Origin of the sequence: Noviherbaspirillum malthae, assembly GCF_015352985.1 — a bacterium.
Taxonomy (GTDB): Bacteria; Pseudomonadota; Gammaproteobacteria; order Burkholderiales; family Burkholderiaceae_D; genus Noviherbaspirillum; species Noviherbaspirillum malthae.
On sequence record NZ_JACYXF010000001.1, the window covers coordinates 721,310 to 745,297 of the forward strand.

Below are 23,988 nucleotides of genomic sequence, written 5' to 3' on the forward strand. Positions count from 1 at the left end.
GTCTTCTATTCAATGATCTTTCAGCGCGCACTTCGACGCGAACTGGTAAGTACCGCCGGCGCTGTCTTCACCACGCTGTTCACAATCACGATCACTGTGATGCTCATCAAGATCCTCGGCCAGGCTGCCGGCGGTCGTGTCGCATCGCAGGACGTCATTGCACTCATCGGTTTCGCAGCACTCAAGTATCTGTCGATCATCCTCATCCTCACCGGTTTCATCTCGGTGCTGGTGGTCGTCACCCGAAGTTATCAGGACTCGGAAATGGTGGTCTGGTTCGCCTCCGGCCTCAGCCTGTCGAGGTGGATACGTCCCGTCATGAGCTTCGGCCTGCCGCTCGTCGTGGTGATCGGCCTGCTCAGCTTCTTCGTCACGCCCTGGGCCAACCGGCAGAGCGCGGAATTCCGCGAACGCTTCGAAAAGCGGGAAGACATTTCCCGCGTCTCGCCCGGCAAGTTCCAGGAATCGTCGTCGGCCGACCGCATCTTCTTCGTCGAAGGCATCAGCGGCGATTCGACCAAGGTGAAGAACGTCTTCGTCAACACCATCCAGAACGGCCGCACCAGCGTCGTCGTTGCCAAGGAAGGCACCGTGGCGATTGATGAGCGCGGCGACAAGTTTCTGCTGATGGACAAGGGCCGCCGCTATGACGGCGTGGCCAGCCAGGACGATTTCCGCCTGATCGAATTCGAACGCTACGGCGTGCTGGTGTCGAGGCAGTCGCAGGCGCTGGTCGGCGACATATCGGCCCGCTCGCTGCCGACGCCGATCCTGATTGCCAATCTGAACAATTTCAACAGCGGCGAACTGCTGTGGCGGCTGTCGCTGCCGATCATGGGCTTTCTGCTGATGCTGCTGGCCATTCCGCTCGGCTTTGCCAACCCGCGCGGCGGCCGTTCGGCCAACCTCCTGATCGCGCTGCTGCTCTACATCGTCTACAGCAACATGGTGAGCGTATTCCAGGCGTCGGTGGTGCAGAAGCGCATCTCGCTGGACATGGCATGGTGGCCGCTGCACCTGACCGCAGCACTGCTGATCGCCTTCCTGTTCTGCTGGCGGCTGTTCGTCAATCATCCGTATCATCCGGCCACGATGTGGGGCGCGTTCAAGCGCTCCCTGCGCTCGCGCAAGGCAGGCAAGACCGGCGAGGCAAGCCAATGAAGGTGCTCAATCGCTACGTCGCCAGGGAGATCGCGGCCGCGGTGGTGTTCGCGCTGATCGCCTTCCTTGCCCTGTTCGCCTTCTTCGACCTGATCGGCGAACTGCCGCAAGTCGGCCGCGGCAACTACCAGCTGCAGCATGCCTTTCTTTACGTGCTGATGGGCCTGCCCGGCTATGTGTACGACCTGATGCCGATCGCGGCGCTGATCGGCACCATCTACGCGCTGGCGCAGTTCGCAGCCCGCTCCGAGTTCACCATCATGCGGGCTTCCGGCCTGTCGACCGGCATGGCCGGCTGGATGCTGGCGCGCGTCGGCATCGTCATGGTGATCCTCACCTTCCTGTTCGGGGAATTCATCGCTCCGAAGACCAGCGAGATCGCCGAGCGCTGGAAGCTGCAGGCCCAGGGTTCGTCGATCTCGCAGGAATTCCGCACCGGCCTCTGGACCAAGGACGTCATCCGCGAGAACGGGCTGACCGGCGAGTCCATCGGTACCCGATTCCTGAACGTGAAGGATGTCAGCCCGCAGGGCCAGCTGCGCGGCGTGAGGCTGTTCGAATTCGACCGCGAGTTCAGGATGACGTCGATGGTGACAGCCGCGCATGCCGACTACCAGGGAAACAATACCTGGCGGCTGTCGGACGTGACGGAAACCATGTTTTCGGTGAACGTGGCCGACATTTCGGCCGGCACCACGACAAAGACCGTCCCCGCGCGCGACCTGGTGTCGGAAATCACGCCCAACATCCTGTCGGTGCTGTTCGCCGATCCCGACCGCATGTCCGCCTTCGGCCTCGCCACCTATACCCGCCACCTGGCCGAGAACAACCAGACCACCGAGCGCTACGAGATTGCATTCTGGAAAAAGCTGATTTATCCGTTTGCGGTGCTGGTGATGATGGCGATTGCGCTGCCATTCGCCTACCTGCATTTCCGGGCCGGCGGCGTCAGCCTCAAGATTTTCATCGGCATCATGATCGGCGTGAGCTTCCAGCTGCTCAACAGCCTGTTCTCGCACATCGGCCTGCTCAATACCTGGCCACCCCTGGCCACCGCGCTGATACCCAGCGTGATTTTCACGATGGTTGCGATTTCAGCGTTGTTGTGGGTGCAGCGGCATTAGATATTTTCAAGCGTCGGAGACGGCATCATGGCGAAACCATCCCTCATCCTGTTTGCCCACGGCGCGCGTGATCCGCGCTGGGCGGAGCCTTTCCAGCGGCTTCGGCAAATCCTTCAGGCGCAGTCGCCGGACATCGATGTGTCGCTCGCCTTTCTTGAGCTGATGTCGCCGCGCCTGCCGGAACGGGTTGCTCAGCTGGTGGCGGAAGGCTGCACCGAGGTGACGGTGGTGCCGGTGTTCTTCGGACAGGGCGGGCATGTGCTGCGCGATCTGCCGGTGATTCTCGAGCAGATCAGGAAGGATCATCCGCAGCTGGCGATCAAGGCGAGCCCGGCGGTGGGCGAGAGCGAGGAGGTGCTGAATGCGATTGCGGGGTACTGCCTGGGGCAGATGCGGGTACAGTAAATCCTCAGGCTGACACACATCTGCGATGACGGCGTTGCTGGATTAGAGGATGTTTCTTACCCTTCAAGGCGGGGATGAAAGAGGGATGGATTTAACGGTGTTTATCTAAACCCCATCCCCACCCCAACCCTCCACCTCGCCGGCCGCCCTTGAAGGGGAGGGAGTGTAACGCAGGTGTTTGCTTGCCAAGCCAAGATGTTTGGCCGCATAAAGAATATTCCTCCCCCTTCAAGGGGGAGGTTAGGAGGGGGATGGGTTTCATCGGCGCACATTGAACCATCTTCAGCCCTGCCCGTCGACCTCGCCTCTTGCGAGCGGCTACGACTCCGCAGGCGCAACGCAGTGCGTTGCAAGACCCCCTGCTGCGTCCACCTCGCCGGCCGCCCTTGAAGCGGAGGGAGCAGAGGTTCCACGACATATGAGTTTCACCTGCGGAACCTGAGCGACCGGGAATGTCAAGGCGCGAGATAGCGCGGGCATAGTCACTCAATCACCACGCCGCGCAAACGCCTCCCCGATCATCACCAGCACCGGACCTTCGCAATGCGGCAGTCCCTGTTCCAGTTCCGCCAGCGTCAGCCGCATTACCCGTTCATTCGGCCGGCTGCAGTTCTCCACCGCGACCACCGGCAACAAGGGCGAGCGCCCCTGTTCCAGCAGCTTGCGCGCCGTGATGACCGCTTCCTTGCCGCCCATGTACTGGATCAGCGTATCGCAGTCGGGCAGGGTGGTCTGTTCCGGATGATTCGGCGCGGTGCTGGAGGTGAAGAAGGCGACGCTGCGCGCAATGCCGCGCTTGGTCAGCGGCTGGCGGGTCGAGGCGGCCGCGGCCAGCGCGGTGGTGATGCCGGGGATGACTTCCACTTCGATGCCCTCGGCTTCCAGTGCGCGCAACTCCTCGTCGGCGCGGCCGAACATCATCGGGTCGCCGCCCTTCAGGCGTACAACCTGTTTGTATTTCTTCGCGCAGGCGACCAGCTTTTCATTGATGACGGTCTGTGCGGTCGAGCGCTGGCCCGAGCGCTTGCCGACGGAAATTTTTTCTGCCTGCGGGCACAGCGCCAGCATCTCCTCGGTGACCAGCGCATCGTAGAGCACGACATCGGCCTGGGAAAGGATGCGGGCACCGCGAACCGTGATCAGGTCGGCGGCGCCCGGACCGGCGCCGAGCAGATAGACCTTGCCGGTCGCCTGCGCGGCGGGGGATGACTGCATGCGGAGTCCTGATCAGGCCAGGCGGATCATGCCTGCGGCAACCGTCTGGTGCGTCACTTCATCGATCAGGATGAAGGAACCTGTGGAGCGGATCGCTTCATAGGCATCAGCGGCCAGCGGCTGCTGCACGTTGATCGAGACCGTGGCGATGTCATTGAGCTTGAGCGCATCCGCATTGCGGCGCTCCTGCGTGTTGATGTCGAGCAGAGTGTCGATCTTCGTCACGCGCGCAGCCACCTGCTTGGTGGTGTGCTTGAGCCAGTACTTGCGGCGCATGTCGAGCGGTTCTTCCGACAGCCAGCAGACGTCGGCGGTCACGGTCTTCTGCAATGTGGCCGGCGCATCCGCGGCGGCCAGCATGTCGCCGCGCGAGATGTCCAGGTACTCTTCCAGCAGCAGCGTGACCGACTGGCCGGCCGATGCCGTCTGCAGCGAACCGTCGAGCGTGAGGATGTCCTTCACGGTCGCGGTCTGGCCGCTCGGCTGCACCACCAGCTTGTCGCCCTTGCTGACCTTGCCCGCTTCGATGCGGCCCATGTAGCCGCGGAAATCGTTCGCCTCATGGCCGTTGTGGCGCGCCACCAGCTGCACCGGGAAACGCAGCGGCTCGACATGGGCGTCGTCGTAGACCGACAGCGACTCCAGCAGGCTGATCAGCGTCGGACCCTGGTACCAGGGCATCTTGTCGCCGGCTTCGACGACGTTGTCGCCCGCCAGCGCCGACAGCGGAATCGGACGTACATCCTTGAGGCCGAGCTGGTCGGCGAACTGCTGGTAGGCGCCGACGATGCGGTCGTAGACGGTCTTGTCGTAATTGACGAGGTCCATCTTGTTGACCGCGACGATCACATGCTCGATGCGCAGCAGGTGGGCGATGGTCGAGTGGCGCTTGGTCTGGGTCAGCAATTCGACGCTGCCGTCGTCGCCCAGCTTCACCTTCGATACGTCGATCAGGATGATGACGGCGTCGGCGGTCGAGGCGCCGGTGACCATGTTGCGGGTGTACTGCTCGTGACCCGGCGTGTCGGCGATGATGAACTTGCGCTTGGGCGTCGCGAAATAGCGGTAGGCGACGTCGATGGTGATGCCCTGCTCGCGCTCGGCTTCGAGGCCGTCGGTCAGCAGCGACAGGTCGACGGTGTCGCCGACGGTGCGCTTGTGCTTGGCGCGGGAAATCGCGTCGAGCTGGTCGGCGAAGATGCCCTTGCTGTCGAACAGCAGGCGGCCGATCAGCGTGCTCTTGCCGTCATCGACGGAACCCGCTGTGATGAAGCGCAGCAGGCCGCGCTCGGTGCCTGCACTGGTCGACAACACTTGATCTGCAACTACGGCGTTCATCAGAAATATCCTTCTTTCTTGCGTTTTTCCATCGAGGCTTCGGATGTCTGGTCATCCATGCGGGTCGCGCCGCGCTCGGTAATCTGCGTCACAGCGGTTTCGGCGATGATCGCGTCCACGTCGGCCGCGTCGGAGGCCACCGGGCAGGTGCAGGAGATGTCGCCGACGGTGCGGAAGCGCACGATGCGTTTCTCGACAGCCTCGCCTTCGCGCGGCGGGGTCAGCTCGGTCAGCGGCACCAGCAGGCCGTTGCGCGGGATGACTTCACGCTCATGGGCAAAGTAGATCGGCGGCAGTTCCAGCTTTTCACGGGCGATGTACTGCCAGACATCGAGCTCGGTCCAGTTCGAGATCGGGAACACGCGCATGTTCTCGCCTGGATGGACGCGGGTGTTATACAGGTCCCACAGCTCGGGACGCTGGGCCTTCGGATTCCACTGGCCGAATTCGTCGCGGAAGGAGAAGATGCGCTCCTTGGCGCGCGCCTTCTCTTCATCGCGGCGGGCGCCGCCGATGCAGGCGTCGAACTTGTGTTCGGCGATGGTTTCCAGCAGCGTGACGGCTTGCGCCGCGTTGCGGGAATCGGTCTGCGGATTGCGCAGGCGCACGGTGCCGCGCTTGATGGAGTCTTCCACCGAACCGACGATCAGGCGCTCGCCCAGTTCGGCCACGCGCTTGTCGCGAAACTCGATCACTTCCGGGAAGTTGTGGCCGGTGTCGATGTGCACCAGCGGGAAGGGGAACTTGCCCGGACGGAAGGCCTTCTCGGCGATGCGCAGCAGCACGACCGAATCCTTGCCGCCGGAGAAGAGCAGGGCGGGATTGGTGCACTCGGCCGCGACCTCGCGCATGATGTGGATCGCTTCCGATTCCAGCCAGTCCAGGTGACGGTTGCTGGCGGCGTCCAGAAAGAGTTTTTCGACTGCTGTGTTCATAGTGTTGGTCTTGCCATCTGAGATAGGTCTGATACGTCTGTCACTTCTGATGCATCTTCTTGCTGCTGCAAAGCTGCGCTTAGGTCGCAGCCACCGCCTTGATGCGCACCAGCTTGCCGTCGACGACATGCAGGCCGCATTCCTTGGACTCGGGGTTCTCCCACCACCAGCGTCCGGCGCGCACGTCCTCGCCCGGCTGGATCGCGCGGGTACAGGGTTCGCAGCCGATCGACGGATAGCCCTTGTCGTGCAGCGGGTTGTAAGGCACGCTGTTGCTGCGGATGTAGTTCCAGACGTCTTCCTCCGACCAGTCGGCCAGCGGATTGAACTTAGTCATGCCGTGCGCCGGATCGTCTTCCTGCACCGCGAGTTCGGCGCGGGTGGTCGACTGCGAACGGCGCTGGCCGGTGATCCATGCCTTGTTGCCGGCGAGCGCGCGGTTGAGCGGCTCGACCTTGCGGATGCGGCAGCATTCCTTGCGCATCTCGACGCTGTCGTAGAAGGCGTTCAGGCCGTTCTGCTGCACATAGGCATCGACCGCGGCGGCTTCCGGCTTGTACAGCGCAACCTCGACACCGTAGGTTTCGCGAATGCGGTCGACCATGCCCAGGGTTTCCTTGTGCAGGCGGCCGGTTTCCAGGGTGAAGATGCCGATTGGCAGCTTCGCCTTCAGGATCAGGTCCGCCAGCACCATGTCTTCCGCCGCCAGGCTGGACGCAAACACCGCCGGCGAAAACTCGTCGGCAATACGCCTGAGCGTCGCTTGCGTGTTCTCGACCAGGGTATTCAGATCGCTCATGCCGGCGCTCCGCTGCGCTGCACCCGGCGGAACAGCGGCGACTTCTGGTCCCAGGAATTCTGGTAGACCTCGGAAAAATCGGTCAGTCCCTTGAGCGCATCATGGATGTTCTTGTCCTCGCGCACCGCGAAGGCATCGAAGCCGACGCGCTGCATGTAGAACAGCTGGTCGCGCAGCACGTCGCCGATGGCGCGCAGTTCGCCGGTGTAGCCGAGGCGGGCGCGCAGGTTGTAGGCGGTCGAGTAGCCGCGGCCGTCTGCGAACTTCGGGAAGTCGACGGCCACCACCTTGAAGTTGCCCAGGTCGCCCTTGAGCTCTTCCGGACGCTCGCTGCTGGCGATCCAGACGCCGAGCTCGCTGCGGCCCTCCAGCGCGGCGCGCTGCGCCTGCCAGACCTTCAGCGGCACGATGACCTTGCCTTCGGGGATGGCGACGGTTTCCGGCGTGTCTTCCTCGCCGAGGCGCAGCACGTTCCAGTCATCGGAGACGACGGCCTTGTTCTTGATGATGTTACGCATAGGCGTCTTCTCCAGCTTTGTGTTCGATCTTGATGGGGGTGGCGTAGACGAATTCTTTGAACGGAGCGACGCCGATGCGGCGGGCCGTGTCGATGAAGCGTTCGTCTTCGTTGCGCTCGCGCAGGTAGACCTGCAGGATGCGGTCGATCACTTCCGGCATCTGGTGCGCGGAGAACGACGGGCCGATGATCTTGCCGATGCTCGAATCGTTGCCCTGGGCGCCGCCGACGGACACCTGGTACCACTCGCTGCCGTCCTTGTCGACGCCGAGGATGCCAATGTGGCCGACATGATGGTGGCCGCAGGAATTGATGCAGCCCGAGATGTTGAGCTCGATCTCGCCGATGTCATGCTGGAAGTCGAGGTTGTCGAAACGCTCGGCGATGTCGGACGCGATCGGGATCGACTTGGCATTGGCCAGCGCGCAGAAGTCGCCGCCGGGGCAGCAGATCATGTCGGTCAGGAGGCCGATGTTGGGCGTGGCCATGCCGTGCGCCTTGGCTTCTTCCCACAGGCGGATCAGGTCGGACTGCTTCACATCGGACAGCACCAGGTTCTGCTCGTGGGTCACGCGCAGTTCGCCGAAGCTGTAGCGGTCGGCGAGGTCGGCGGCGAAGTCCATCTGTTCCGCGGTGGCGTCGCCCGGCGGCACGCCGGTCTTCTTCAGCGACAGCACGACGGCGGCGTAGCCCGGCACCCTGTGCGGCTTGACGTTGCGCTTGATCCAGTTGGAGAAAGCCTTGCTGTCGTTCTTGTACTGTTCGACGGCGGCGTCGGTCGCCGGCAGCTTTTCATAGGCGGGCGACGGGAAGAAGGAGGCCACGCGGGCCAGTTCCTCTTCGGTCAGCGTGCTCGGGCCATCCTTGAGGTCAACCCATTCCGCTTCGACCTGGCGCGCGAATTCCTCGACGCCGAGGGCCTTGACCAGGATCTTGATGCGCGCCTTGTACATGTTGTCGCGGCGGCCGTACTGATTGTAGACGCGCAGGATGGCTTCGATGTAGCTCATCACATGCTGCCACGGCAGGAAGGCGCGGATCTCGCTGCCCAGGATCGGGGTGCGGCCCATGCCGCCGCCGACCAGCACGCGGAAGCCGATCTCGCCCTGTTCGTTCTTCACGACCGACAGGCCGATGTCATGCACCTGGATCGCGGCGCGGTCTTCGAGCGCGCCGTTGATGGCAATCTTGAACTTGCGCGGCAGGAAGGCGAATTCGGGGTGGAAGGTGCTCCACTGGCGCAGGATTTCGGCATAGGGACGCGGATCGATGATCTCGTCGGGCGCGATGCCGGCGAATTCGTCGGAAGTGATGTTGCGCACGCAGTTGCCGGAAGTCTGGATCGCATGCAACTCCACCGATGCCAGCTTGGCCAGGATTTCCGGGGTTTCCTCGATCTTGATCCAGTTGAACTGGATGTTCTGGCGGGTGGTGAAGTGGCCGTAGCCGCGGTCATGCTCACGCGCGATATGGGCGAACATGCGCACCTGTTTGGACGACAGCAGACCGTAGGGAACGGCGCAGCGCAGCATGTAGGCGTGGCGCTGGTAATACAGGCCGTTCTGCAGGCGCAGCGGACGGAATTCGTCCTCGCTCAGTTCGTTGGACAGGCGGCGGCGTACCTGGTCCGCGTATTGGGCAACGCGTTCCTTGACGATCTGATGGTCATACTGGTCGTATCGATACATCTTCTTGTTCCAATCTCAAAAAACCATTTTGGCGGCGACGGCTGTCAGCGTGGTGGCGAGCAAGCCGCGCAGTATCTTTTCCGGAACTGCCTTGGCTGCCAGCGAACCGAGCGTGATGCCCGGCACGGAACCCAGCAGAAGGGTCAGCAGCAGTTCCCAATTGATCGAACCCAGATACCAGTGTCCCGCTGCCGCGATCGCGGTCAGGGGCACGGCATAGGCGATGTCGGTTCCGGCGATTTCCGCAGGAGACAGGCGAGGATACAGTAATACCAATATGGTCGCACCTACCGCCCCGGCGCCGATCGAGGAAATCGTGACCAGCGTGCCCAGCACGGCGCCGACGATGACGGTCGTGACGGCCAGGTTGCGTCCTTGCAACTGCTTTTCCGGATGGGCCAGCACCCAGGCCTGCATGCGGCTGCGGAACAGCAGCGCAACAACGGTCAGCAGCACCGAACCGGCGATGGAATAGCGGATGATCTGGCCGATATGCTTGTCCATGGCCCCGAAATACTTGAGGGCCAGCGTGGTCAGCAGGGCGGCGGGCAGGGCGCCGTAGCAGAGGTGGCGCACCACTTCCCAGCGCACGGTGCCGCGCACCCGGTGGGCAAGCGTGCCGGCGGTCTTGGTCGCGGAAGCGAAAGCCAGGTCGGTGCCGACGGCCACGGTGGGGGAAACGCCGAACATCAGGGTGAGCAGCGGCGTCATCAGCGAACCGCCGCCGACGCCTGTCAGCCCCACCAGCAGGCCCACTGCAAAACCGGAAACAACATAAGTCAGAGTCATGAAACCTCGCGCAAAGGAGTGTGAATCGTAATAAACTTATTCCTTATTCCAAACGACTTAGTATTTATTTGCTTATATGCCCATTTGGCATAAGCAAGCATAAAAAAACACAGTTGGCCATGGCCCATGCCCGGCCGCAGCCGGTCTTGCATTAAGGGAAACGATGAATCTCCATCAACTGCGCTTCGTGCGCGAAGCCGTCCGCCAGAACTTCAACCTCACGGAAGCCGCCAAGGCGCTGTATACCTCGCAGCCGGGCGTTTCCAAGGCCATCATCGAGCTTGAGGAAGAGTTGGGCGTGGACATCTTCACCCGGCACGGCAAGCGCATCCGCGGGCTGACCGAACCCGGCCGCGCGGTGCTGCGTTCGGTGGAGCTGATCATGCAGGAGATAGACGGCTTGAAGCGCATCGGCAAGGAGTTCGCGGCGCAGGATACCGGTAGTTTCACTATTGCCACAACCCATACGCAGGCCCGGTATGCGCTGCCGAAGGTCGTGCAGATGTTTACCCAGAAGTTTCCCAAGGTGCGCTTGTCATTGTTGCAGGGCAATCCGCGCCAGATTGCCGAAATGGTATTGAAGGACCAGGCCGACATGGCGATTGCCACCGAAGCCATCGCCAACATGGACGGCCTGATCACTATGCCCTGCTACCAGTGGGAACATGTAGTCGTGGTGCCGCATGGCCATGCCCTGCTCAATGCCAAGCCGATCACATTGGAAGAAATCGCCGGCTATCCGCTGATCACCTATGACAGCGCCTTCACCGGTCGCGCCAAGATCGATCATGCGTTTGCGATCCGGGAACTGAAGCCGGATGTGCTGCTGGAAGCCATCGATGCCGATGTCATCAAGACCTATGTCGAACTCGGCATGGGGGTTGGCATCATCGCCGGCATGGCCTTCGATCCGGAGCGCGACAAGGGGCTGGAAGCGATTTCCGTCGGGCATTTGTTCGGTTCCAACGTCTCGCGTGTTGCTCTCAAGCAGGGCGCTTATCTGCGCAGCTATGTATACAGTTTCATTGAGTTGCTGACACCCACGCTCAACCGCAAGCTGATCGAGCAGCTGATGAGCGGCGAAAAGGAAAATTACGAGCTATGAAGCCGCTGAGGGAGTGGCCGCTGGAACATCGCCGCGCGCTGCGCGGCATCCTGACCGACATCGATGACACCTTGACCACCGCCGGCGCCCTGACGCCGCAGGTGCTGCAGGCGCTGAACGATCTGCGCGATGCCGGCTTGCAAGTCATTGCCGTCACCGGCCGTCCGACCTACTGGGCCATGCCCCTGCTCAAGCTGTGCCGCTTCGATGCGGTGATCGCCGAAAACGGTGCCAGCGCCTTCTGGAACGACGGCTCGGGCCGCATGCAGTCATGGTTTTATGCCGACGAAACTGCCCGGAAACAGCACCGGCTTGCGCTGAAAGCCCTGGTTCCCGTACTGCGCGAACGTTACCCGCAAGTGCCGGTGGCCGACGATGCGCCGCTGCGCATCGGAGACCTCGCCTTCGATATCGGGGAAAATGTTCCGCCCCTCGCACCGGAGACCGTTGCGGGCATCCTTGCCCTCATACGGGAGCACGGTTTTCATGCGACCGCCAGCAGCATCCATGCACATGCGGCGCCGATGCCGTTCTGCAAGCAGGCGGCCAGCGAACGCCTGCTGCGGGAGGTATTCGGCATAAGCGACGAAGCGGCGCGCCGGGATTATGCGTTCGTCGGCGATTCCGGCAACGATGCGCGCATGTTCGCCCATTACCCGCATGCCATTGGCGTCGCCAATGTGCGCCGCCATCTGCCGCGGCTGGAAGCCATGCCTGCTTACGTGACCATCCTTGAATACGGGGCGGGTTTCGTGGAAGTTGCGCAGGCGATATTGACGGATAGGTGATCCGCTCGCCGAGAACCTGAGCAATTCCGCAGGATCTTCCTGTCAAAGCCCGGTGCTTTTGCATTTCGCTCCCTCTCCCGCAGGCGGGAGAGGGTTGGGGTGAGGGCGGTTGCAAAGCCCCCGACGGTCTTGACAGCCTCCCTCATCCTCAACCCTCGCTGCGAGCCCTACGACCCAGCTTGCACGCCAGGTCGGCTACGGCAGCGCAAACGATGGTTTGCGAAACCTTGCCTGCGCCCCGCCTGCGGGAGAAGGGAGCAAAGACCGATCGCATCATCTAACATCTGCTTTCCTGCTTCGCACACCGGACCTACCGCAAAAGGAGACCCGAATGAAACTCGCCACCCTCAAGGACGGCACCCGCGACGGTCAGCTGGCGGTCGTGTCGCGGGACCTGAAAACGGCGCATGTCGCCGACGGAATCGCGCTGACCCTGCAGCGGGCGCTGGACGACTGGTCCTTCATCGCGCCCCAGCTTGATCAGCTGTACGAACAGCTCAATGCCGGCAAGGCGCGCCGCAGCTTCGATTTCGATCCCAGGCGCTGCATGGCGCCGCTCCCGCGTGCTTACCAGTGGGCCGACGGCTCGTCCTATGTGAACCATGTGGAGCTGGTGCGCAAGGCGCGCAACGCCGAGATGCCGGAATCCTTCTGGCACGATCCCCTGATGTACCAGGGCGGCTCCGACGATTTCCTCGGACCGAACGACGATATCGCGCTGGCTTCGGAAGAGTGGGGCATCGACTTCGAGGGCGAGGTAGCCGTCATCACCGATGACGTACCGATGGGCACGACGCCGGAGAAGGCGCTTGTGCACGTCAAGCTGCTGATGCTGGTCAACGACGTTTCCCTGCGCAACCTGATTCCGGCGGAACTGGCCAAGGGCTTCGGCTTTTTCCAGTCCAAGCCGGCGTCGAGCTTTTCGCCCGTGGCGGTGACGCCGGATGAGCTTGGCGATGCCTGGCAGGACGGCAAGGTGGCGCTGCCGCTGCGCGCCTTCTGGAACGGCGCGCTGGTCGGGCAGCCCAATGCCGGCGTCGACATGGTGTTCAGCTTTCCGCAGCTGATCGCGCATCTGGCCAAGACGCGCAATGCGCGCGCCGGATCCATCATCGGATCGGGCACGGTGTCGAACAAGGATGCCGGCAAGGGCTATACCTGCATTGCCGAGAAGCGCTGCCTGGAAATGATTGCCGACGGCCAGGCAAAGACGCCGTTCATGAAGTTCGGCGATACGATCAAGATCGAGATGCTGGACGCCAACGGCAAGTCGATCTTCGGCGCGATCGATCAGCAGGTGGTGCAGGCTGCACGGTCACGCTGACCGCGCTGATTTCGCCGGGTTCGCCTGGAGCTATACTGCCTGCATACACGCTCAAAGGAGAATGCCATGCAGGACCTGCTTCCTTCCCTGCCGCTGCTGGCGGCTTTCCTGTTCGCCAGCCTTGCTCTGGCGGTGACGCCGGGACCCGCCGTCATTTATGTATTGACCCGTACGCTGGCACAGGGCCGCCGGGCCGGGCTGGCTTCGGTCGCGGGCGTTGCCCTCGGCAACTTCGGCAATGCGGTGGGCGCCGCCATCGGGCTTGCCGCCCTGTTTGCCATTTCCTCGCTGGCCTTCAGCGTCGTTAAATATGCCGGCGCAGCCTATCTCATCTATCTCGGCGTCAAGGCGCTGCGCGCGCCGAAACCGCAAGCCGGGGAAGGGGCGGCGCCGACATTCGGCACGGCGCAGGCGGGACGCATTTTCCGCGACGGCTTCGTGGTCGCCTTGCTCAACCCCAAGACCGCGATTTTCTTTGCGGCCTTCCTGCCGCAGTTCATGGACCCGGCCGCTTCCGCCATGGGACAAAGCCTGCTGCTCGGTGCCGTGTTCGTGATGATCGCCGCCACCACCGACCTGATGTATGTATTTACAGCCGGCGCGCTTGCGCCTGCGCTGAAAAAAATGAAGGGTGCCGGTGCGGCCGGGCGCTATGTGACTGCGAGCGCCTTCATCGGGCTCGGCATTTTTACGGCGGTGTCGGGAGGGCGCAGCGCGAAATAGGCGCGGCAAAGACACAATAAAAAACCGGACCGCAAGGTCCGGTTTTTTTATGCTCCTGCTAGGTCAGGCGGGTTTCAGGCGGCCAGCATTGCCATCGAAGTCTTGCAGCCGTCCAGCAGGAACGCCAGGCTGATGACCAGCACCAGTTCGCCTTCGGCAGAGCGAGCCGTGCCGTTGACGCCTGGCACCGCCAGCGCGGTCAGCGGCTTGATTACCAGGTCGGCGGTGCCGTCGACCGCATCCACTGCAAGAATGTAGGGCTGCGGCGCGGCGATGACGATGCCGACCTTTTCCCGGCCCTGTTCATAGCCGAGGATGGCGGCCAGCGAGCGGACCGCGAGCGGACGGCCCTGGTCGCGCAGCACCGGCGCGCCGCCGACTTCGTCGAAGGTCTCCGGCAGTTCGACCACGCGCTGCACCACAGCCATCGGCATGGCAAGCGCCGCGCCGGAAGTACGTACCAGCATGGTCGGAACGATGGACAGTTCGATCGGCAGGCGGATGGTGAAGCGGGTGCCCTCGCCCAGCACGGAATCGATGCGGATCGCGCCGCGGTGCTTTTCCACCGCAGTCTTCACCACATCCATGCCGACGCCGCGGCCGGATACGCTGGAAGCGACTTCCTTGGTCGAGAAACCAGGCAGGAAGATCAGCTGCAGCGCTTCTTCATTGGTCTGCGCCGCGTTGTCGCTGATAAGTCCCTTGGCCATCGCCTTGGCGCGCAGCTTGGCCGGATCCATGCCCTTGCCGTCGTCGGAGATCTCGATCATGACGCTGCTGCCTTCCTGCCAGGCCTTGAGCAGGATGGTGGCCTTGGCCGGCTTCGTGGTCGCGCCGCGCTCGTCGGCGGTTTCGATGCCGTGGTCGAGCGCATTGCGCAGCATGTGCACCAGCGGATCGTAGAGGCTGTCGACCACCACGCGGTCGACTTCGGTTTCGGCGCCCTCGATGACGAGATCCACATCCTTGCCGAGGTCTCTTGCCAGCTCGCGCACCAGGCGCGGGAATTTCTGGAACAGGCGCCCCACCGGCTGCATGCGGGTCGACAGCGTCGCGCGCTGCAGTTCGGTGGAATAGCGCGAGGCGCGGCTCAGGGTTTCCTGCAGCGTCGACATCAGCGCGGCGGCCTGGCCTTCGAACTTGAACTGCGACAGCTTCTCCAGCAGCACGCTGGCCTGGTTGGCGGCCTGCACCGACTCGCCGGCAACTTCCAGCAGCGCATCGAGCTTGACCGCGTCGATGCGGATGGTGTCTTCCTTGACCTGGGCGGTGATGGGGCGCTGGTTGTCGTCGGCGGCAGCCTTTGCCTGCGGCTTGTCATCGCCGGCGGGTTTGGCCAGCGGCGTCACATTGGGCGGCGCGCTGGCGGCCAGCATGGCGGCTGTTGGCGCGTCGGGCAGGGTGCCTGGAGGGACGACGGCGCGGTACAGCGCTTCCCAATCCAGGCCGTCGGAATCGATGGCGGAAACGGTGGAAACGCCGGCAGGCTGGGCTGCCGGTTCGCTTGCAGCGGCCGCTGTCTCAGCCGCATCGGGTACGGCAGCAGCCGGGGCGGTGGACTTGCCTTCGATCGCCGCATTCAGCAGTTCCTCCAGCGACGCGGGCATGGCAGGCAGCGCTTCGGGCGCCGCACCGTTGGCTAGCTGCTTGAGCTGGTCGCCGACGAAGCCGCTGGCCTGCAGGCCGGCCTCGATCGCCGTCGGCGTCACCGGCACCTGGCCGGTGCGCAGGCCGTCGAACAGGTTTTCCGTCAGGTGGCAGGCCGACACGATGGCCGGCAGATTCATGAAGCCTGCGCCGCCCTTGATGGTATGGAAGGAGCGGAACAGGGCGTTGAGCGTATCGGTATCGTCGGGCCGCCGCTCCAGCGAGAGCAGGTGCTCCTCGACGTTCGTCGCGAGGTCAAGCGCCTCGACGACGAATTCCTTGAGCATATCGTCCATTAGAACCCCAGATCGGCAAGCAAGCTGTCAACGTCGTCCTGCGCCATGGCAACGCCGGGCGCGGCAGGCCCCTGCATCAGTTCCACCGGCTTGGATTCGGCCATGGCCGCCTTGACCTCCGGCGGAGCATTGTCGCGCAGCAGCTGCGCCAGTTCCTTCTCGGCGGTGCTGGTGATGTGCACGATCTTCTTGATCAGCTGGCCGGTGATGTCCTGGAAGTCCTGGGCCATCATGATGTCGAGCAGGCGGGCCTTTTCGGATTCGGTGGCTTCCTGCACGACGGCGGCGAACTGCTTCGAGTCGCCGGCCAGTGCCTTGAATTCCTCGATGCCGAGCTTGCCTTCGAACAGCTGGGCCCACCGGCTTTCCATGTCCTTCGCCTGCTTCTGCAGGGTTTCCTGCTCGGGGATGCAGGTATCGACGGTATTGAGCACCTTGTTGGCGGCCTGCTCGGTCAGCGAAGCCACATGCTCGAGACGGCCCTGGGCGTCGGTGATCTGGCTGGCGACGTCGGAGAGCGAGCGGTCGTAGCCCAGCTGGCGCAGCGAGTCGTGCAGCATGCGCACGATGCCGCCGAGTCGCTCGTACATCGACTGGTCTTCAGGGTCCTCCGGATTTCCGGAAATTTCCTGTGCCTGCTGCATGTCCTGCTCGGCGCCGGCGGCGAGGGGTTCGTTATCCAGGCTGACTGTTTCCTGCGCGCTTGCAGGGCTTGCAGGGGCGGCGACCGTTTCCGTACGCTGCGCGGCTACTTCTTCAAACAGGGCTTCAAGATCATCTGCGGCGTCGGTCATGTCGGTGCATCCTTCATTCGTTGTCAGCTTGTCCATTGTTGGTCGACAGGCGGTCATGGCGCGGCCGTACCTGCCCATTCACTTGGATTATCAGCTACGAATTTCTTCTGCGCAACATGAACATGAAGACGCTGCGCCGGGCCGCTGCAAAGTGTTGTCTCGGCCTGCGCAAACTTGCCAATTCGTCTATAAGACGTCGATCAAAGCTCCTTGAGCAGCGAGATCGTCGCCTGGCAAAGCGCATGTTCCGGCGAGGCGAACGCATCGCAGATGGTCAGGTGGTTCAGGCCGGGCAGGGGTACGTCGCCGCGATGGCTGCCGCTCCATGAGCGCGCGATGAGTTCGGTCTGGCGCCGGAATTCGTCGGATTCGAGCGCGCCGTAGGCGGTAACGAAGGAAGCCGGATGGCCCTGCGGCATGAATGCCGGCGACAGGGGAGCGATATCGGCTTCGGTGAGCTTGAGGTCGACGTTGACGAAATCGGCGTGCCTGACCGGTTCGAGGTCGTAGAGGCCGGACATCAGGACGCCGCCCTTGACGAGGTCGGCCGGCAGGTCGGCGCCGAACACCGGCCAGTGTGCGGCCATCATCATCGCCGCCAGGTGCGCGCCGGCGGAGTGGCCGGCAACCACGATGCGCTTCGGATCGAAGTCGTACTTTTCCGCGCTCCGGTAGAGCCATGCCAGCGCATGCACCTGCTGCATCACGATCTCGGCGATGCTGGCATGCGGCGCCAGCGTGTAATTGGTCAGCGCCACATTGAATCCGGCGCGGGTATACGCGGGCACGACGAAGGAAAAATCCGACTTGTCCAGCGAACGCCACCAGCCGCCGTGGATGAAGACCAGCAGCGGCGCATCGCTGCGGTTGGTGGGGAAGAAGTCCAGGCGCTCGGCGGAGGCTTCGCCGTAGGCGAGATCGAACAGCGCGGCCTGCGAGCGCCGCACCTGCATCGAATCCTTCAGCCAGCGCGTGAAGATGTAGGGATGATCGGGAATGGAGGCGCGGGCATTGTATTGCTGGCTGTAGTATTCGGCTTGGTTGTCCATGGGCGTGTCTGCGGTGTTGAAATGGTTATCCGGGCGACAGTTTACCGGGCTTGCCGGCAAATGGCATGGAATGGCCCGGCGATCTGGCCGGTCCGGAGATTTGACGGGCCGGGGCCGCCGCCGTACACTGCCGGCGTTCTGGTGCCCGCGGATGCGTTCGCGTCCGCAGTTAAACGGGAAACACGAAGCCTCTCAGGCATAACGTGTGCTGCCCCCGCAACGGTAAGCAAGCGTCGCTGCAGCAGCCAAGCGCTGATCAGCGACAGACGGCCCTTCAAGCCACTGTGCATCTTCTGCATGGGAAGGCTGGCCGATCGATCTTGCCAGCCCGGATACCGGCCGGAATGCTGCATCGGCGCAGACGCGTCCGGTGAGTCACGCCATGCGGACGGGGTTTTTCGCATGCCTTCTCCCAGTTCCTAATGAATGCATTCATGCCGCAGCCCAGCCATCGTCAAGAAGATTCCACGCTCATTCCCCATGTCGAACCCACGGCGGATACCGCGCTGTTGACGCAGCTCGACGCCGCCGTCAACAACAAGACCAAGCCGCTCGGCAGTCTCGGCATGCTCGAAACGCTGGCCCGCCAGATCGGCCTGGTCCAGCGCACCGTTCATCCACGCATCACATCGCCGGCGATTCTTGTATTCGCCGGCGACCACGGCGTGGTCGCGGAAAAGGTGTCGCCCTATCCGCAGGACGTGACCTGGCAGATGGTGGAAAACTTTCTCGGCGGCGGAGCGGCGATCAATGTCTTTGCTCGCCAGAACGGATGCGCGCTGCAGGTGATCGACGCTGGCGTCAACCATGATTTCGGAGAGCGCGCCGGATTGGTGGGCCGAAAGGTGGCGCATGGCACCCGCAACTTCATGCGCGAAGCGGCGATGACGCCGGAGCAGTGCAGCCTTGCGATCCGGCACGGCATTGAGCTGGTCGCTGGTCTGGAAGGCAATGTGCTCGGCTTCGGCGAAATGGGCATCGGCAATACCAGTGCCGCCGCCGCCCTGATGCACAGGCTAACCGGCGCGCCGCTCAAGGAATGCGTCGGCGCCGGGGCAGGCCTGTCGGAGGAGGGCATCGCCCATAAACTGAAAGTGCTGCAGCGGGCCGTCGAATTGCATGCGCAGGCAAAAGAGCCGCTGGATATTCTCGCCGCACTGGGCGGCTTCGAAATCGCCATGATGACCGGCGCCATGCTGGCCGCCGCAAGGCGGCGCATGGTGCTGCTGATCGACGGCTTCATCGTCACCAGTGCCTTGCTGGCGGCGGCCAGGCTGCAGCCGGCGATACTCGACTATTGCGTCTTCTCCCACTGCTCGGACGAGCGCGGCCACACCAGCATGCTCGAGCATCTCGGCGCGCGCCCCTTGCTGCAGCTCGGCCTGCGGCTCGGCGAGGGCAGCGGCTGCGCACTGGCCCTGCCGCTGCTGCATGCGGCCGTCAACTTCCTCAACGACATGGCTACCTTCGAATCAGCCCAGGTCAGCGGCAAGGACGACTGAGCGATGCAGCCGACCGGCGTCCGCCCCGACTCGCTTGCTATGCGCTGCCTGCATCAGCTGCGCCTGTTCTTCATCGCGCTGCAGTTCTTCACACGCCTGCCGATTCCGCGCTGGGTCGGTTTCGAACCGGAATGGCTGCAGCATGCAAGCCGGTATTTCCCGGCGGTCGGCATCGTGGTCGGCTCTTTCGCCGCGGGCGCCTATGCGCTGGCGGCCCTGGTGCTGCCGCAGACCGTGGCGGTGCTGCTGTCGACCATCGCCGGCATTTACCTGACGGGTGCTTTCCATGAAGACGGTTTCGCCGATACCTGCGACGGCCTGGGCGGCGGCATGACGCGTGAGCGGGTGCTGCAGATCATGAGCGACTCCCGCATCGGCGCCTATGGCGCGATCGGCATCGGGCTGCTGCTGGCGCTGAAATGCGCGGCGCTGGCCTACCTGCCGTTCCATCTCCTGATCGCGGGGCTGCTGCTCGGCCATCCCGTGTCGCGTCTGATGGCAACGGCACTGATCTGGCGGCTCGAGTATGTGAAGGGGGAAGGCAAGGCCAAGCCGCTCGCGCAGCGCATGTCGCATGCGGAATTCATGATTGCGGCGGCGTTCGCGCTGTTGCCGGCGATCGTCCTGCTATGGCTCGGCTGGCTGGCATGGCCGGCCCTGCTGGCTGCGCTGCTGGCCATGGCGTGCAGCGCAGCGTGGCTGGCGCGCAAGTTCGTGCGCCGCATCGGCGGCTATACCGGCGACTGCCTTGGCGCGGTGCAGCAGGTGTGCGAGGTTTCCTGCTACCTGGCATTGCTGGCGACGGTCTGAACGGCATGCGTCTATTCCTCCTGCGCCACGGCAAGCCCGACGTCGCTTCCGGACTTTGCTACGGCAGCACCGACCTCGCCGTGTCAGGCGAGGAACAGGAGCGCGTCATCGATACGGTATTGCCCTTGCTCCCGCGCGACATGCCGATTTACGCCAGCCCGCTGAGGCGCTGCCGCGAACTGGCCGTTGCGCTTGCCGAACGCCTTGAAGCGCCTATGCCCGTGATCGATGCGCGGCTTGCGGAAATGCACTTCGGCGCATGGGAAATGCGGTCCTGGGACCAGATTCCGCGCAGGGAGGTCGATGCCTGGGCGACAGACTTGGCGGGCTACCGGCCGGGCGGCGGCGAGAGCGTGTTCGATGTGGCGACCCGGGTGAGCGGCTTCCATGCCGACCTGCTGTCCGGCGTGAGCGATGCCGTCATCGTCGCCCATGCCGGAACCATGCGGCTCCTGAAGGAATGCGTCAAGGGTGGTTCGCCTCGCGACCTGGCATTGCGGGCGGCACGGAGCCGGCATGAGATTGCCTACGGAGAACTCCTAATCTTGGAATAGGACGCAGGGCCGGCTGCTACACGCCTTTCATGTTGTCGCCGGTTACTGCAAGCCTTACAATAGCCGGGTTTTGGTGCCCGCGGATGCATTCGCGTCCGCAGTTAAACGGGAAACACGAAGCCCTTCAGGCATAACGTGTGCTGCCCCCGCAACGGTAAGCAAGCGTCGCTGCAACAGTGTCAAGCGCTGAACAGCGACAGACGGCCCTCTCAAGCCACTGTGCGTTTTTGCATGGGAAGGCTGGCCGATCGACCTTGCCAGCCCGGATACCGGCCAGAACAGGTGAAAGCCGCCGGACAGGGAGAGTCATTCGTTCGGCGCTTTCGTTCAATCCGGCTTGCGGGGAAGCAGGCCGGTTGTCAATCACTGGAAATTCACATGATCTCATCCGTATCCCTGGGCCGCCCGGCCGCAGGCAAGCCCCTCGCCATGGCGCTCGCCATCGGCACGCTCTTTTCCGTTCCCGCCGCCTTCGCACAAGACAGAAAACTCGAGTCGGTGGTGGTGACCGCGAACCGCACGCCGCAGATCGCAACCGAAGTGCTGAGCGACAATATCGTCATCAGCGCCGAAGACATTGCCAAGTCGGGGCGCACTTCGCTCATCGACGTCCTGCAGCGCCAGCGCGGCATCGAAGTCGTCCGCAACGGCGGACCCGGCACCAGTTCGTCGGTATTCCTGAGGGGAACGGACAACAAACAGAACATCGTCCTGGTCGACGGCGTGCGCGTCGGCTCGTCCACCAGCGGCGGCGCCAGCTGGGCAGGCATTCCGCTGTCGCAGATCGACCGCGTGGAAGTCGTCTATGGCCCGCTCAGCACCATGTACGGCGCCGATGCGGTCGGCGGCGTGATCCAGATCTTCACCAAGAAAGGCGACGGCCCGCCGGTGCCCACGGTATCGGCAGGCATCGGCAGCTACCGCACCTACAACCTCGAAGCCGGCGTCTCGGGTTCCAGCAGCGGCTTCCGCTATGCGCTGCGGGCCTCGCATGAAGAGTCCGACGGCTTCTCCTCCACCCGGCGCGGCGCGAGCGGTTTCAATCCCGACCGCGACGGTTACGACAACGACAGCGCAAGCGGCCAGTTCAGTCTCGAGCTGGCCAAGGGTCATGAGATCGGCGTCAACTTCCTGCACAGCGACCTGAAATCGCAGTTCGACAACAACGCTGCATTCGACGACCGCATCCAGTCCAAAGTCTCGACCATCGGCGCCTACAGCAGGAACCAGATCCTGCCCAACTGGACCAGCCAGGTGATGGTGTCGCAGTCGCAGGACAAGGGCCTGAACACCACGCGCACCGGCAGCACGCATTTCGACACCAAGCAGCAGCAGGTGAGCTGGCAAAACAACTTCAGCGTCTTCACCACCGATGTGGTGCAGCTGATCGCCGAGCACCGCCGCGAGGAAGTCGATTCCAGCACCACCGAACTGAACCGGTCGCGCACGACCAACTCCATCGCCGCCGGCTATCAGCTCAAGCGCGGCGCGCATCTCGCCGCGGCCAGCATCCGCAATGACGACAACTCCCAGTTCGGCTCGCACGTTACAGGCAGCCTGTCCTACGGCTACCGCCTGACCAGCGCCCTGCGCACCAATGCCAGCATCGGCACCAGCTTCCGCGCGCCGACCTTCAACGATCTGTACTTCCCGGGCTTCGGCTTCGCCGACAACCGTCCCGAGAAGGGGCGCAATGCCGAAGTTGGGCTTTATTACGAGGACGGAAAGTCGACCTACAGCGCGGTGTATTACCACAACCGCCTGACGGACCTGCTGGTCAGCACGCCGGTGTGCCCGGTCGAGCAGGCGACCCATCCGTTCGGCTGCGCCTACAACGTCAACGAGGCCCTGCTCACCGGCGTGACCCTCGGCGCCAAGACGGCCGTCGGCAGCTTCAACCTCGGCGCGTCGCTGGATTTCCAGAACCCGAAGGATGAAACCACCGGCCGCCAGCTGGCGCGCCGTTCGAAGCGGCACGGCACGCTGTCGCTCGACCATACGGCAGGCAAGCTGACCACCGGCGGCGACATCGTCTTCTCGGCGGAACGTTTCGACGATGCCAGCAACCGCACCCGCCTGGGTGGTTACGGCATTCTCAACCTCTTTGCAAACTATGAGGTCGCGCCCAACTGGTCGCTGTTTGCGCGCTGGAACAATGTGCTGGACAAGGACTATGAGCTGGCGAGGAACTACAATACCGCCGGGTCCAACGTCTTCGTCGGCATCCGTTACGGCATCCGCTAGTTCATCGAAAGCAGCTCAACGTGCATAGCAGCGTCCTCATCCTCCCATCCTTCCGCGAGCGCCGGCGCGCGGTGGCCATCCTGGCGATGCTGGGCGCTGCGGGCCTGGCTTGCATCCTGTTCGCCTGCGCGATCGGTTCGGTATCGCTGTCGGCCGGCGAACTGTTCGGCGCGCTCGGCGAACTGCTGCGCGGCAAGCCGGAGTCGCTGGCGGCGACGCTGCTGGAACTGCGCCTAGGCCGTGCGCTGTCGGCCTTCGTCACCGGCGCCACGCTGGCCCTGGCCGGGGTGATGATGCAGGCGCTGCTGCGCAATCCGCTTGCCGATCCCTATGTGCTCGGCGTCTCCGGCGGCGCCGCGGTCGGCGCGCTGGCCGCCATCCTGTTCATGGCAGCGGCCTGGGTAGTTGATGTAGCAGCTTTCGGCGGCGCCATCGCGGTGGCCATGCTCCTGCTGCTGCTGGCCAGGCGCGACCTGCGCGGCAGCGGCGGCGACGGCAATGCGCCGATGCTGCTGCTGACCGGCGTCATCGTCGCCTCCGGCTGCGGGGCGCTGGTCACGCTGATGCTTTCCATCGCGCCCGACAACCGGCTGCGCGGCATGGTGTTCTGGCTGATCGGCGACTTGTCGGCCACCCAGCTGCGCTGGCTGCCCTGGCTGATCTGGTCGGGCGCGCTGGTCTTTGCCATCCGTGTCGCCCGTGCGATCAACGTCATGGCACTGCATGCGGAAGCGGCAGCCACGCTTGGCATCTCGGTCGCGCGCCTGCGCCAGGGCTTGTTCCTGAGCTCGGCGCTGTTGACGGCGAGTGCGGTCAGCAGCGCCGGCAGCATCGGCTTCGTCGGCCTGATCGTGCCGCATGCCTGCCGCTTCGCCTGGGGGCCGGATCATCGCCTGCTGCTGCCGGCGGCGACGCTGGCGGGGGGGAGTTTCCTGGTGCTGGCGGATACGCTTGCGCGCACGGTGATCGCGCCGCAGCAGCTGCCGGTAGGCGTAATCACGGCGCTGATCGGGGTGCCGGTGTTTTTGGTGCAGTTGCATCAGCTGTATAGGAGGTGAGGGGTGCAAGCACCTAATTCTGGCCGCAGGGCTGCGCTCCGATACTCCCTCCCCTTCAAGGGGAGGGCTGGGGTGAGGATGGGGTTATGTCTCGATGAAAGAACATTTCTTTATGCTAAAACA

Annotated in this window: 22 protein-coding genes and 2 riboswitches; of the genes, 12 read left to right on the forward strand and 10 right to left on the reverse strand. The window is 63.6% G+C overall.

The genetic code is table 11. The features are described from left to right. Window positions 1-12: 12 nt before the first annotated feature. The 3 genes from lptF to IGW03_RS03620 are packed head-to-tail and all read left to right on the forward strand — an operon-like array spanning window position 13 to window position 2,690. Entirely contained in the window at window positions 13-1,161 is a 1,149-nt protein-coding gene (gene lptF / locus IGW03_RS03610) for an LPS export ABC transporter permease LptF (protein WP_194721113.1), read from the forward strand. After that, entirely contained in the window at window positions 1,158-2,285 is a 1,128-nt protein-coding gene (lptG, locus tag IGW03_RS03615) for an LPS export ABC transporter permease LptG (RefSeq protein ID WP_194721114.1), read from the forward strand. The genes lptF and lptG overlap by 4 nt, the downstream gene beginning before the upstream one ends. 27 nt (window positions 2,286-2,312) lie before the next feature. Further along, window positions 2,313-2,690: a sirohydrochlorin chelatase gene (locus IGW03_RS03620; RefSeq protein ID WP_194721115.1), complete on the forward strand. Its 378-nt coding sequence runs from the start codon at window positions 2,313-2,315 to the stop codon at window positions 2,688-2,690. A 486-nt stretch (window positions 2,691-3,176) separates the two neighbouring features. Here the strand turns inward: IGW03_RS03620 and cobA are convergent, their stop codons facing one another. The 7 genes from cobA to IGW03_RS03655 form a co-directional block, all read right to left on the reverse strand. Then, entirely contained in the window at window positions 3,177-3,905 is a 729-nt protein-coding gene (cobA, locus tag IGW03_RS03625; protein ID WP_194721116.1) for a uroporphyrinogen-III C-methyltransferase, read from the reverse strand. Between the two features lie 12 nt (window positions 3,906-3,917). Continuing rightward, window positions 3,918-5,243, reverse strand: a complete 1,326-nt coding sequence (locus IGW03_RS03630) for a sulfate adenylyltransferase subunit 1 (protein ID WP_194721117.1) — start codon at window positions 5,241-5,243, stop codon at window positions 3,918-3,920. Next, a complete protein-coding gene (cysD, locus tag IGW03_RS03635) occupies window positions 5,243-6,178 on the reverse strand; it encodes a sulfate adenylyltransferase subunit CysD (protein ID WP_194721118.1) in 936 nt (311 codons plus the stop codon). Before cysD ends, IGW03_RS03630 begins: the two co-directional genes overlap by 1 nt. Window positions 6,179-6,257: 79 nt before the next feature. Further along, a complete protein-coding gene (locus IGW03_RS03640; RefSeq protein WP_194721119.1) occupies window positions 6,258-6,977 on the reverse strand; it encodes a phosphoadenylyl-sulfate reductase in 720 nt (239 codons plus the stop codon). Then, complete coding sequence (locus IGW03_RS03645) at window positions 6,974-7,495, reverse strand: DUF934 domain-containing protein (RefSeq protein ID WP_194721120.1); 522 nt, start codon at window positions 7,493-7,495, stop codon at window positions 6,974-6,976. Before IGW03_RS03645 ends, IGW03_RS03640 begins: the two co-directional genes overlap by 4 nt. Beyond that, entirely contained in the window at window positions 7,488-9,182 is a 1,695-nt protein-coding gene (locus IGW03_RS03650; RefSeq protein WP_194721121.1) for a nitrite/sulfite reductase, read from the reverse strand. Before IGW03_RS03650 ends, IGW03_RS03645 begins: the two co-directional genes overlap by 8 nt. 15 nt (window positions 9,183-9,197) lie before the next feature. Further along, on the reverse strand, window positions 9,198-9,971 hold the full coding sequence (locus IGW03_RS03655; RefSeq protein ID WP_194721122.1) for a sulfite exporter TauE/SafE family protein: 774 nt from the start codon (window positions 9,969-9,971) through the stop codon (window positions 9,198-9,200). A 163-nt stretch (window positions 9,972-10,134) separates the two neighbouring features. On the opposite strand from IGW03_RS03655, the gene IGW03_RS03660 reads away from it, so the two are divergent. The 4 genes from IGW03_RS03660 to IGW03_RS03675 all read left to right on the forward strand — a co-directional run bounded on the left by IGW03_RS03660 (window position 10,135) and on the right by IGW03_RS03675 (window position 13,911). After that, window positions 10,135-11,076, forward strand: coding sequence for a CysB family HTH-type transcriptional regulator (locus tag IGW03_RS03660; protein WP_194721123.1), 942 nt, complete (start codon window positions 10,135-10,137; stop codon window positions 11,074-11,076). Further along, window positions 11,073-11,864: an HAD family hydrolase gene (locus IGW03_RS03665; protein WP_194721124.1), complete on the forward strand. Its 792-nt coding sequence runs from the start codon at window positions 11,073-11,075 to the stop codon at window positions 11,862-11,864. Before IGW03_RS03660 ends, IGW03_RS03665 begins: the two co-directional genes overlap by 4 nt. A 331-nt stretch (window positions 11,865-12,195) precedes the next feature. Beyond that, the gene (locus IGW03_RS03670) at window positions 12,196-13,188 is read left to right on the forward strand and encodes a fumarylacetoacetate hydrolase family protein (RefSeq protein WP_194721125.1); all 993 of its coding nucleotides are present in this window, start codon (window positions 12,196-12,198) and stop codon (window positions 13,186-13,188) included. A 66-nt stretch (window positions 13,189-13,254) separates the two neighbouring features. Beyond that, window positions 13,255-13,911, forward strand: a complete 657-nt coding sequence (locus tag IGW03_RS03675; RefSeq protein ID WP_194721126.1) for a LysE family translocator — start codon at window positions 13,255-13,257, stop codon at window positions 13,909-13,911. Window positions 13,912-13,985: 74 nt separating this feature from the next. Here IGW03_RS03675 and IGW03_RS03680 read toward each other — a convergent pair whose 3' ends face one another. From IGW03_RS03680 to IGW03_RS03690, 3 genes are all read right to left on the reverse strand, one after another. After that, window positions 13,986-15,854: a chemotaxis protein CheA gene (locus IGW03_RS03680; RefSeq protein WP_194721127.1), complete on the reverse strand. Its 1,869-nt coding sequence runs from the start codon at window positions 15,852-15,854 to the stop codon at window positions 13,986-13,988. Continuing rightward, window positions 15,854-16,648 carry a protein phosphatase CheZ gene (locus tag IGW03_RS03685; RefSeq protein WP_194721128.1) on the reverse strand — a complete coding sequence of 265 codons (795 nt, stop codon included), beginning with the start codon at window positions 16,646-16,648 and terminating at the stop codon, window positions 15,854-15,856. Before IGW03_RS03685 ends, IGW03_RS03680 begins: the two co-directional genes overlap by 1 nt. A 200-nt stretch (window positions 16,649-16,848) precedes the next feature. Continuing rightward, window positions 16,849-17,697, reverse strand: coding sequence for an alpha/beta hydrolase (locus IGW03_RS03690; protein WP_194721129.1), 849 nt, complete (start codon window positions 17,695-17,697; stop codon window positions 16,849-16,851). A 122-nt stretch (window positions 17,698-17,819) separates the two neighbouring features. Further along, window positions 17,820-18,055: riboswitch (cobalamin riboswitch) on the forward strand. A 76-nt stretch (window positions 18,056-18,131) separates the two neighbouring features. Here IGW03_RS03690 and cobT point away from each other — a divergent pair. The 5 genes from cobT to IGW03_RS03715 all read left to right on the forward strand — a co-directional run bounded on the left by cobT (window position 18,132) and on the right by IGW03_RS03715 (window position 23,865). Further along, the gene (gene cobT / locus IGW03_RS03695; protein WP_194721130.1) at window positions 18,132-19,199 is read left to right on the forward strand and encodes a nicotinate-nucleotide--dimethylbenzimidazole phosphoribosyltransferase; all 1,068 of its coding nucleotides are present in this window, start codon (window positions 18,132-18,134) and stop codon (window positions 19,197-19,199) included. Window positions 19,200-19,202: 3 nt separating this feature from the next. Next, on the forward strand, window positions 19,203-20,009 hold the full coding sequence (locus IGW03_RS03700; protein ID WP_228534940.1) for an adenosylcobinamide-GDP ribazoletransferase: 807 nt from the start codon (window positions 19,203-19,205) through the stop codon (window positions 20,007-20,009). Between the two features lie 5 nt (window positions 20,010-20,014). Then, window positions 20,015-20,563, forward strand: coding sequence for a histidine phosphatase family protein (locus IGW03_RS03705; RefSeq protein ID WP_194721131.1), 549 nt, complete (start codon window positions 20,015-20,017; stop codon window positions 20,561-20,563). A 54-nt stretch (window positions 20,564-20,617) separates the two neighbouring features. Then, window positions 20,618-20,855: riboswitch (cobalamin riboswitch) on the forward strand. 86 nt (window positions 20,856-20,941) lie between these two features. Then, window positions 20,942-22,807 (forward strand): TonB-dependent receptor domain-containing protein, encoded by a 1,866-nt coding sequence (locus IGW03_RS03710; RefSeq protein ID WP_194721132.1) that lies wholly within the window; start codon window positions 20,942-20,944, stop codon window positions 22,805-22,807. 86 nt (window positions 22,808-22,893) lie between these two features. Then, window positions 22,894-23,865 (forward strand): FecCD family ABC transporter permease, encoded by a 972-nt coding sequence (locus tag IGW03_RS03715; protein ID WP_194721217.1) that lies wholly within the window; start codon window positions 22,894-22,896, stop codon window positions 23,863-23,865. The last annotated feature ends 123 nt before the right edge of the window (window positions 23,866-23,988 follow it).

Coding starts and splice junctions, on each gene's coding strand:
- lptF (WP_194721113.1), top strand. CDS start 13: ATGATCTTTCAGCGCGCACTTCGACGCGAACTGGTAAGTACCGCCGGC.
- lptG (WP_194721114.1), top strand. CDS start 1,158: ATGAAGGTGCTCAATCGCTACGTCGCCAGGGAGATCGCGGCCGCGGTG.
- IGW03_RS03620 (WP_194721115.1), top strand. CDS start 2,313: ATGGCGAAACCATCCCTCATCCTGTTTGCCCACGGCGCGCGTGATCCG.
- cobA (WP_194721116.1), bottom strand. CDS start 3,905: ATGCAGTCATCCCCCGCCGCGCAGGCGACCGGCAAGGTCTATCTGCTC.
- IGW03_RS03630 (WP_194721117.1), bottom strand. CDS start 5,243: ATGAACGCCGTAGTTGCAGATCAAGTGTTGTCGACCAGTGCAGGCACC.
- cysD (WP_194721118.1), bottom strand. CDS start 6,178: ATGAACACAGCAGTCGAAAAACTCTTTCTGGACGCCGCCAGCAACCGT.
- IGW03_RS03640 (WP_194721119.1), bottom strand. CDS start 6,977: ATGAGCGATCTGAATACCCTGGTCGAGAACACGCAAGCGACGCTCAGG.
- IGW03_RS03645 (WP_194721120.1), bottom strand. CDS start 7,495: ATGCGTAACATCATCAAGAACAAGGCCGTCGTCTCCGATGACTGGAAC.
- IGW03_RS03650 (WP_194721121.1), bottom strand. CDS start 9,182: ATGTATCGATACGACCAGTATGACCATCAGATCGTCAAGGAACGCGTT.
- IGW03_RS03655 (WP_194721122.1), bottom strand. CDS start 9,971: ATGACTCTGACTTATGTTGTTTCCGGTTTTGCAGTGGGCCTGCTGGTG.
- IGW03_RS03660 (WP_194721123.1), top strand. CDS start 10,135: ATGAATCTCCATCAACTGCGCTTCGTGCGCGAAGCCGTCCGCCAGAAC.
- IGW03_RS03665 (WP_194721124.1), top strand. CDS start 11,073: ATGAAGCCGCTGAGGGAGTGGCCGCTGGAACATCGCCGCGCGCTGCGC.
- IGW03_RS03670 (WP_194721125.1), top strand. CDS start 12,196: ATGAAACTCGCCACCCTCAAGGACGGCACCCGCGACGGTCAGCTGGCG.
- IGW03_RS03675 (WP_194721126.1), top strand. CDS start 13,255: ATGCAGGACCTGCTTCCTTCCCTGCCGCTGCTGGCGGCTTTCCTGTTC.
- IGW03_RS03680 (WP_194721127.1), bottom strand. CDS start 15,854: ATGGACGATATGCTCAAGGAATTCGTCGTCGAGGCGCTTGACCTCGCG.
- IGW03_RS03685 (WP_194721128.1), bottom strand. CDS start 16,648: ATGACCGACGCCGCAGATGATCTTGAAGCCCTGTTTGAAGAAGTAGCC.
- IGW03_RS03690 (WP_194721129.1), bottom strand. CDS start 17,697: ATGGACAACCAAGCCGAATACTACAGCCAGCAATACAATGCCCGCGCC.
- cobT (WP_194721130.1), top strand. CDS start 18,132: ATGCCGCAGCCCAGCCATCGTCAAGAAGATTCCACGCTCATTCCCCAT.
- IGW03_RS03700 (WP_228534940.1), top strand. CDS start 19,203: ATGCAGCCGACCGGCGTCCGCCCCGACTCGCTTGCTATGCGCTGCCTG.
- IGW03_RS03705 (WP_194721131.1), top strand. CDS start 20,015: ATGCGTCTATTCCTCCTGCGCCACGGCAAGCCCGACGTCGCTTCCGGA.
- IGW03_RS03710 (WP_194721132.1), top strand. CDS start 20,942: ATGATCTCATCCGTATCCCTGGGCCGCCCGGCCGCAGGCAAGCCCCTC.
- IGW03_RS03715 (WP_194721217.1), top strand. CDS start 22,894: ATGCTGGGCGCTGCGGGCCTGGCTTGCATCCTGTTCGCCTGCGCGATC.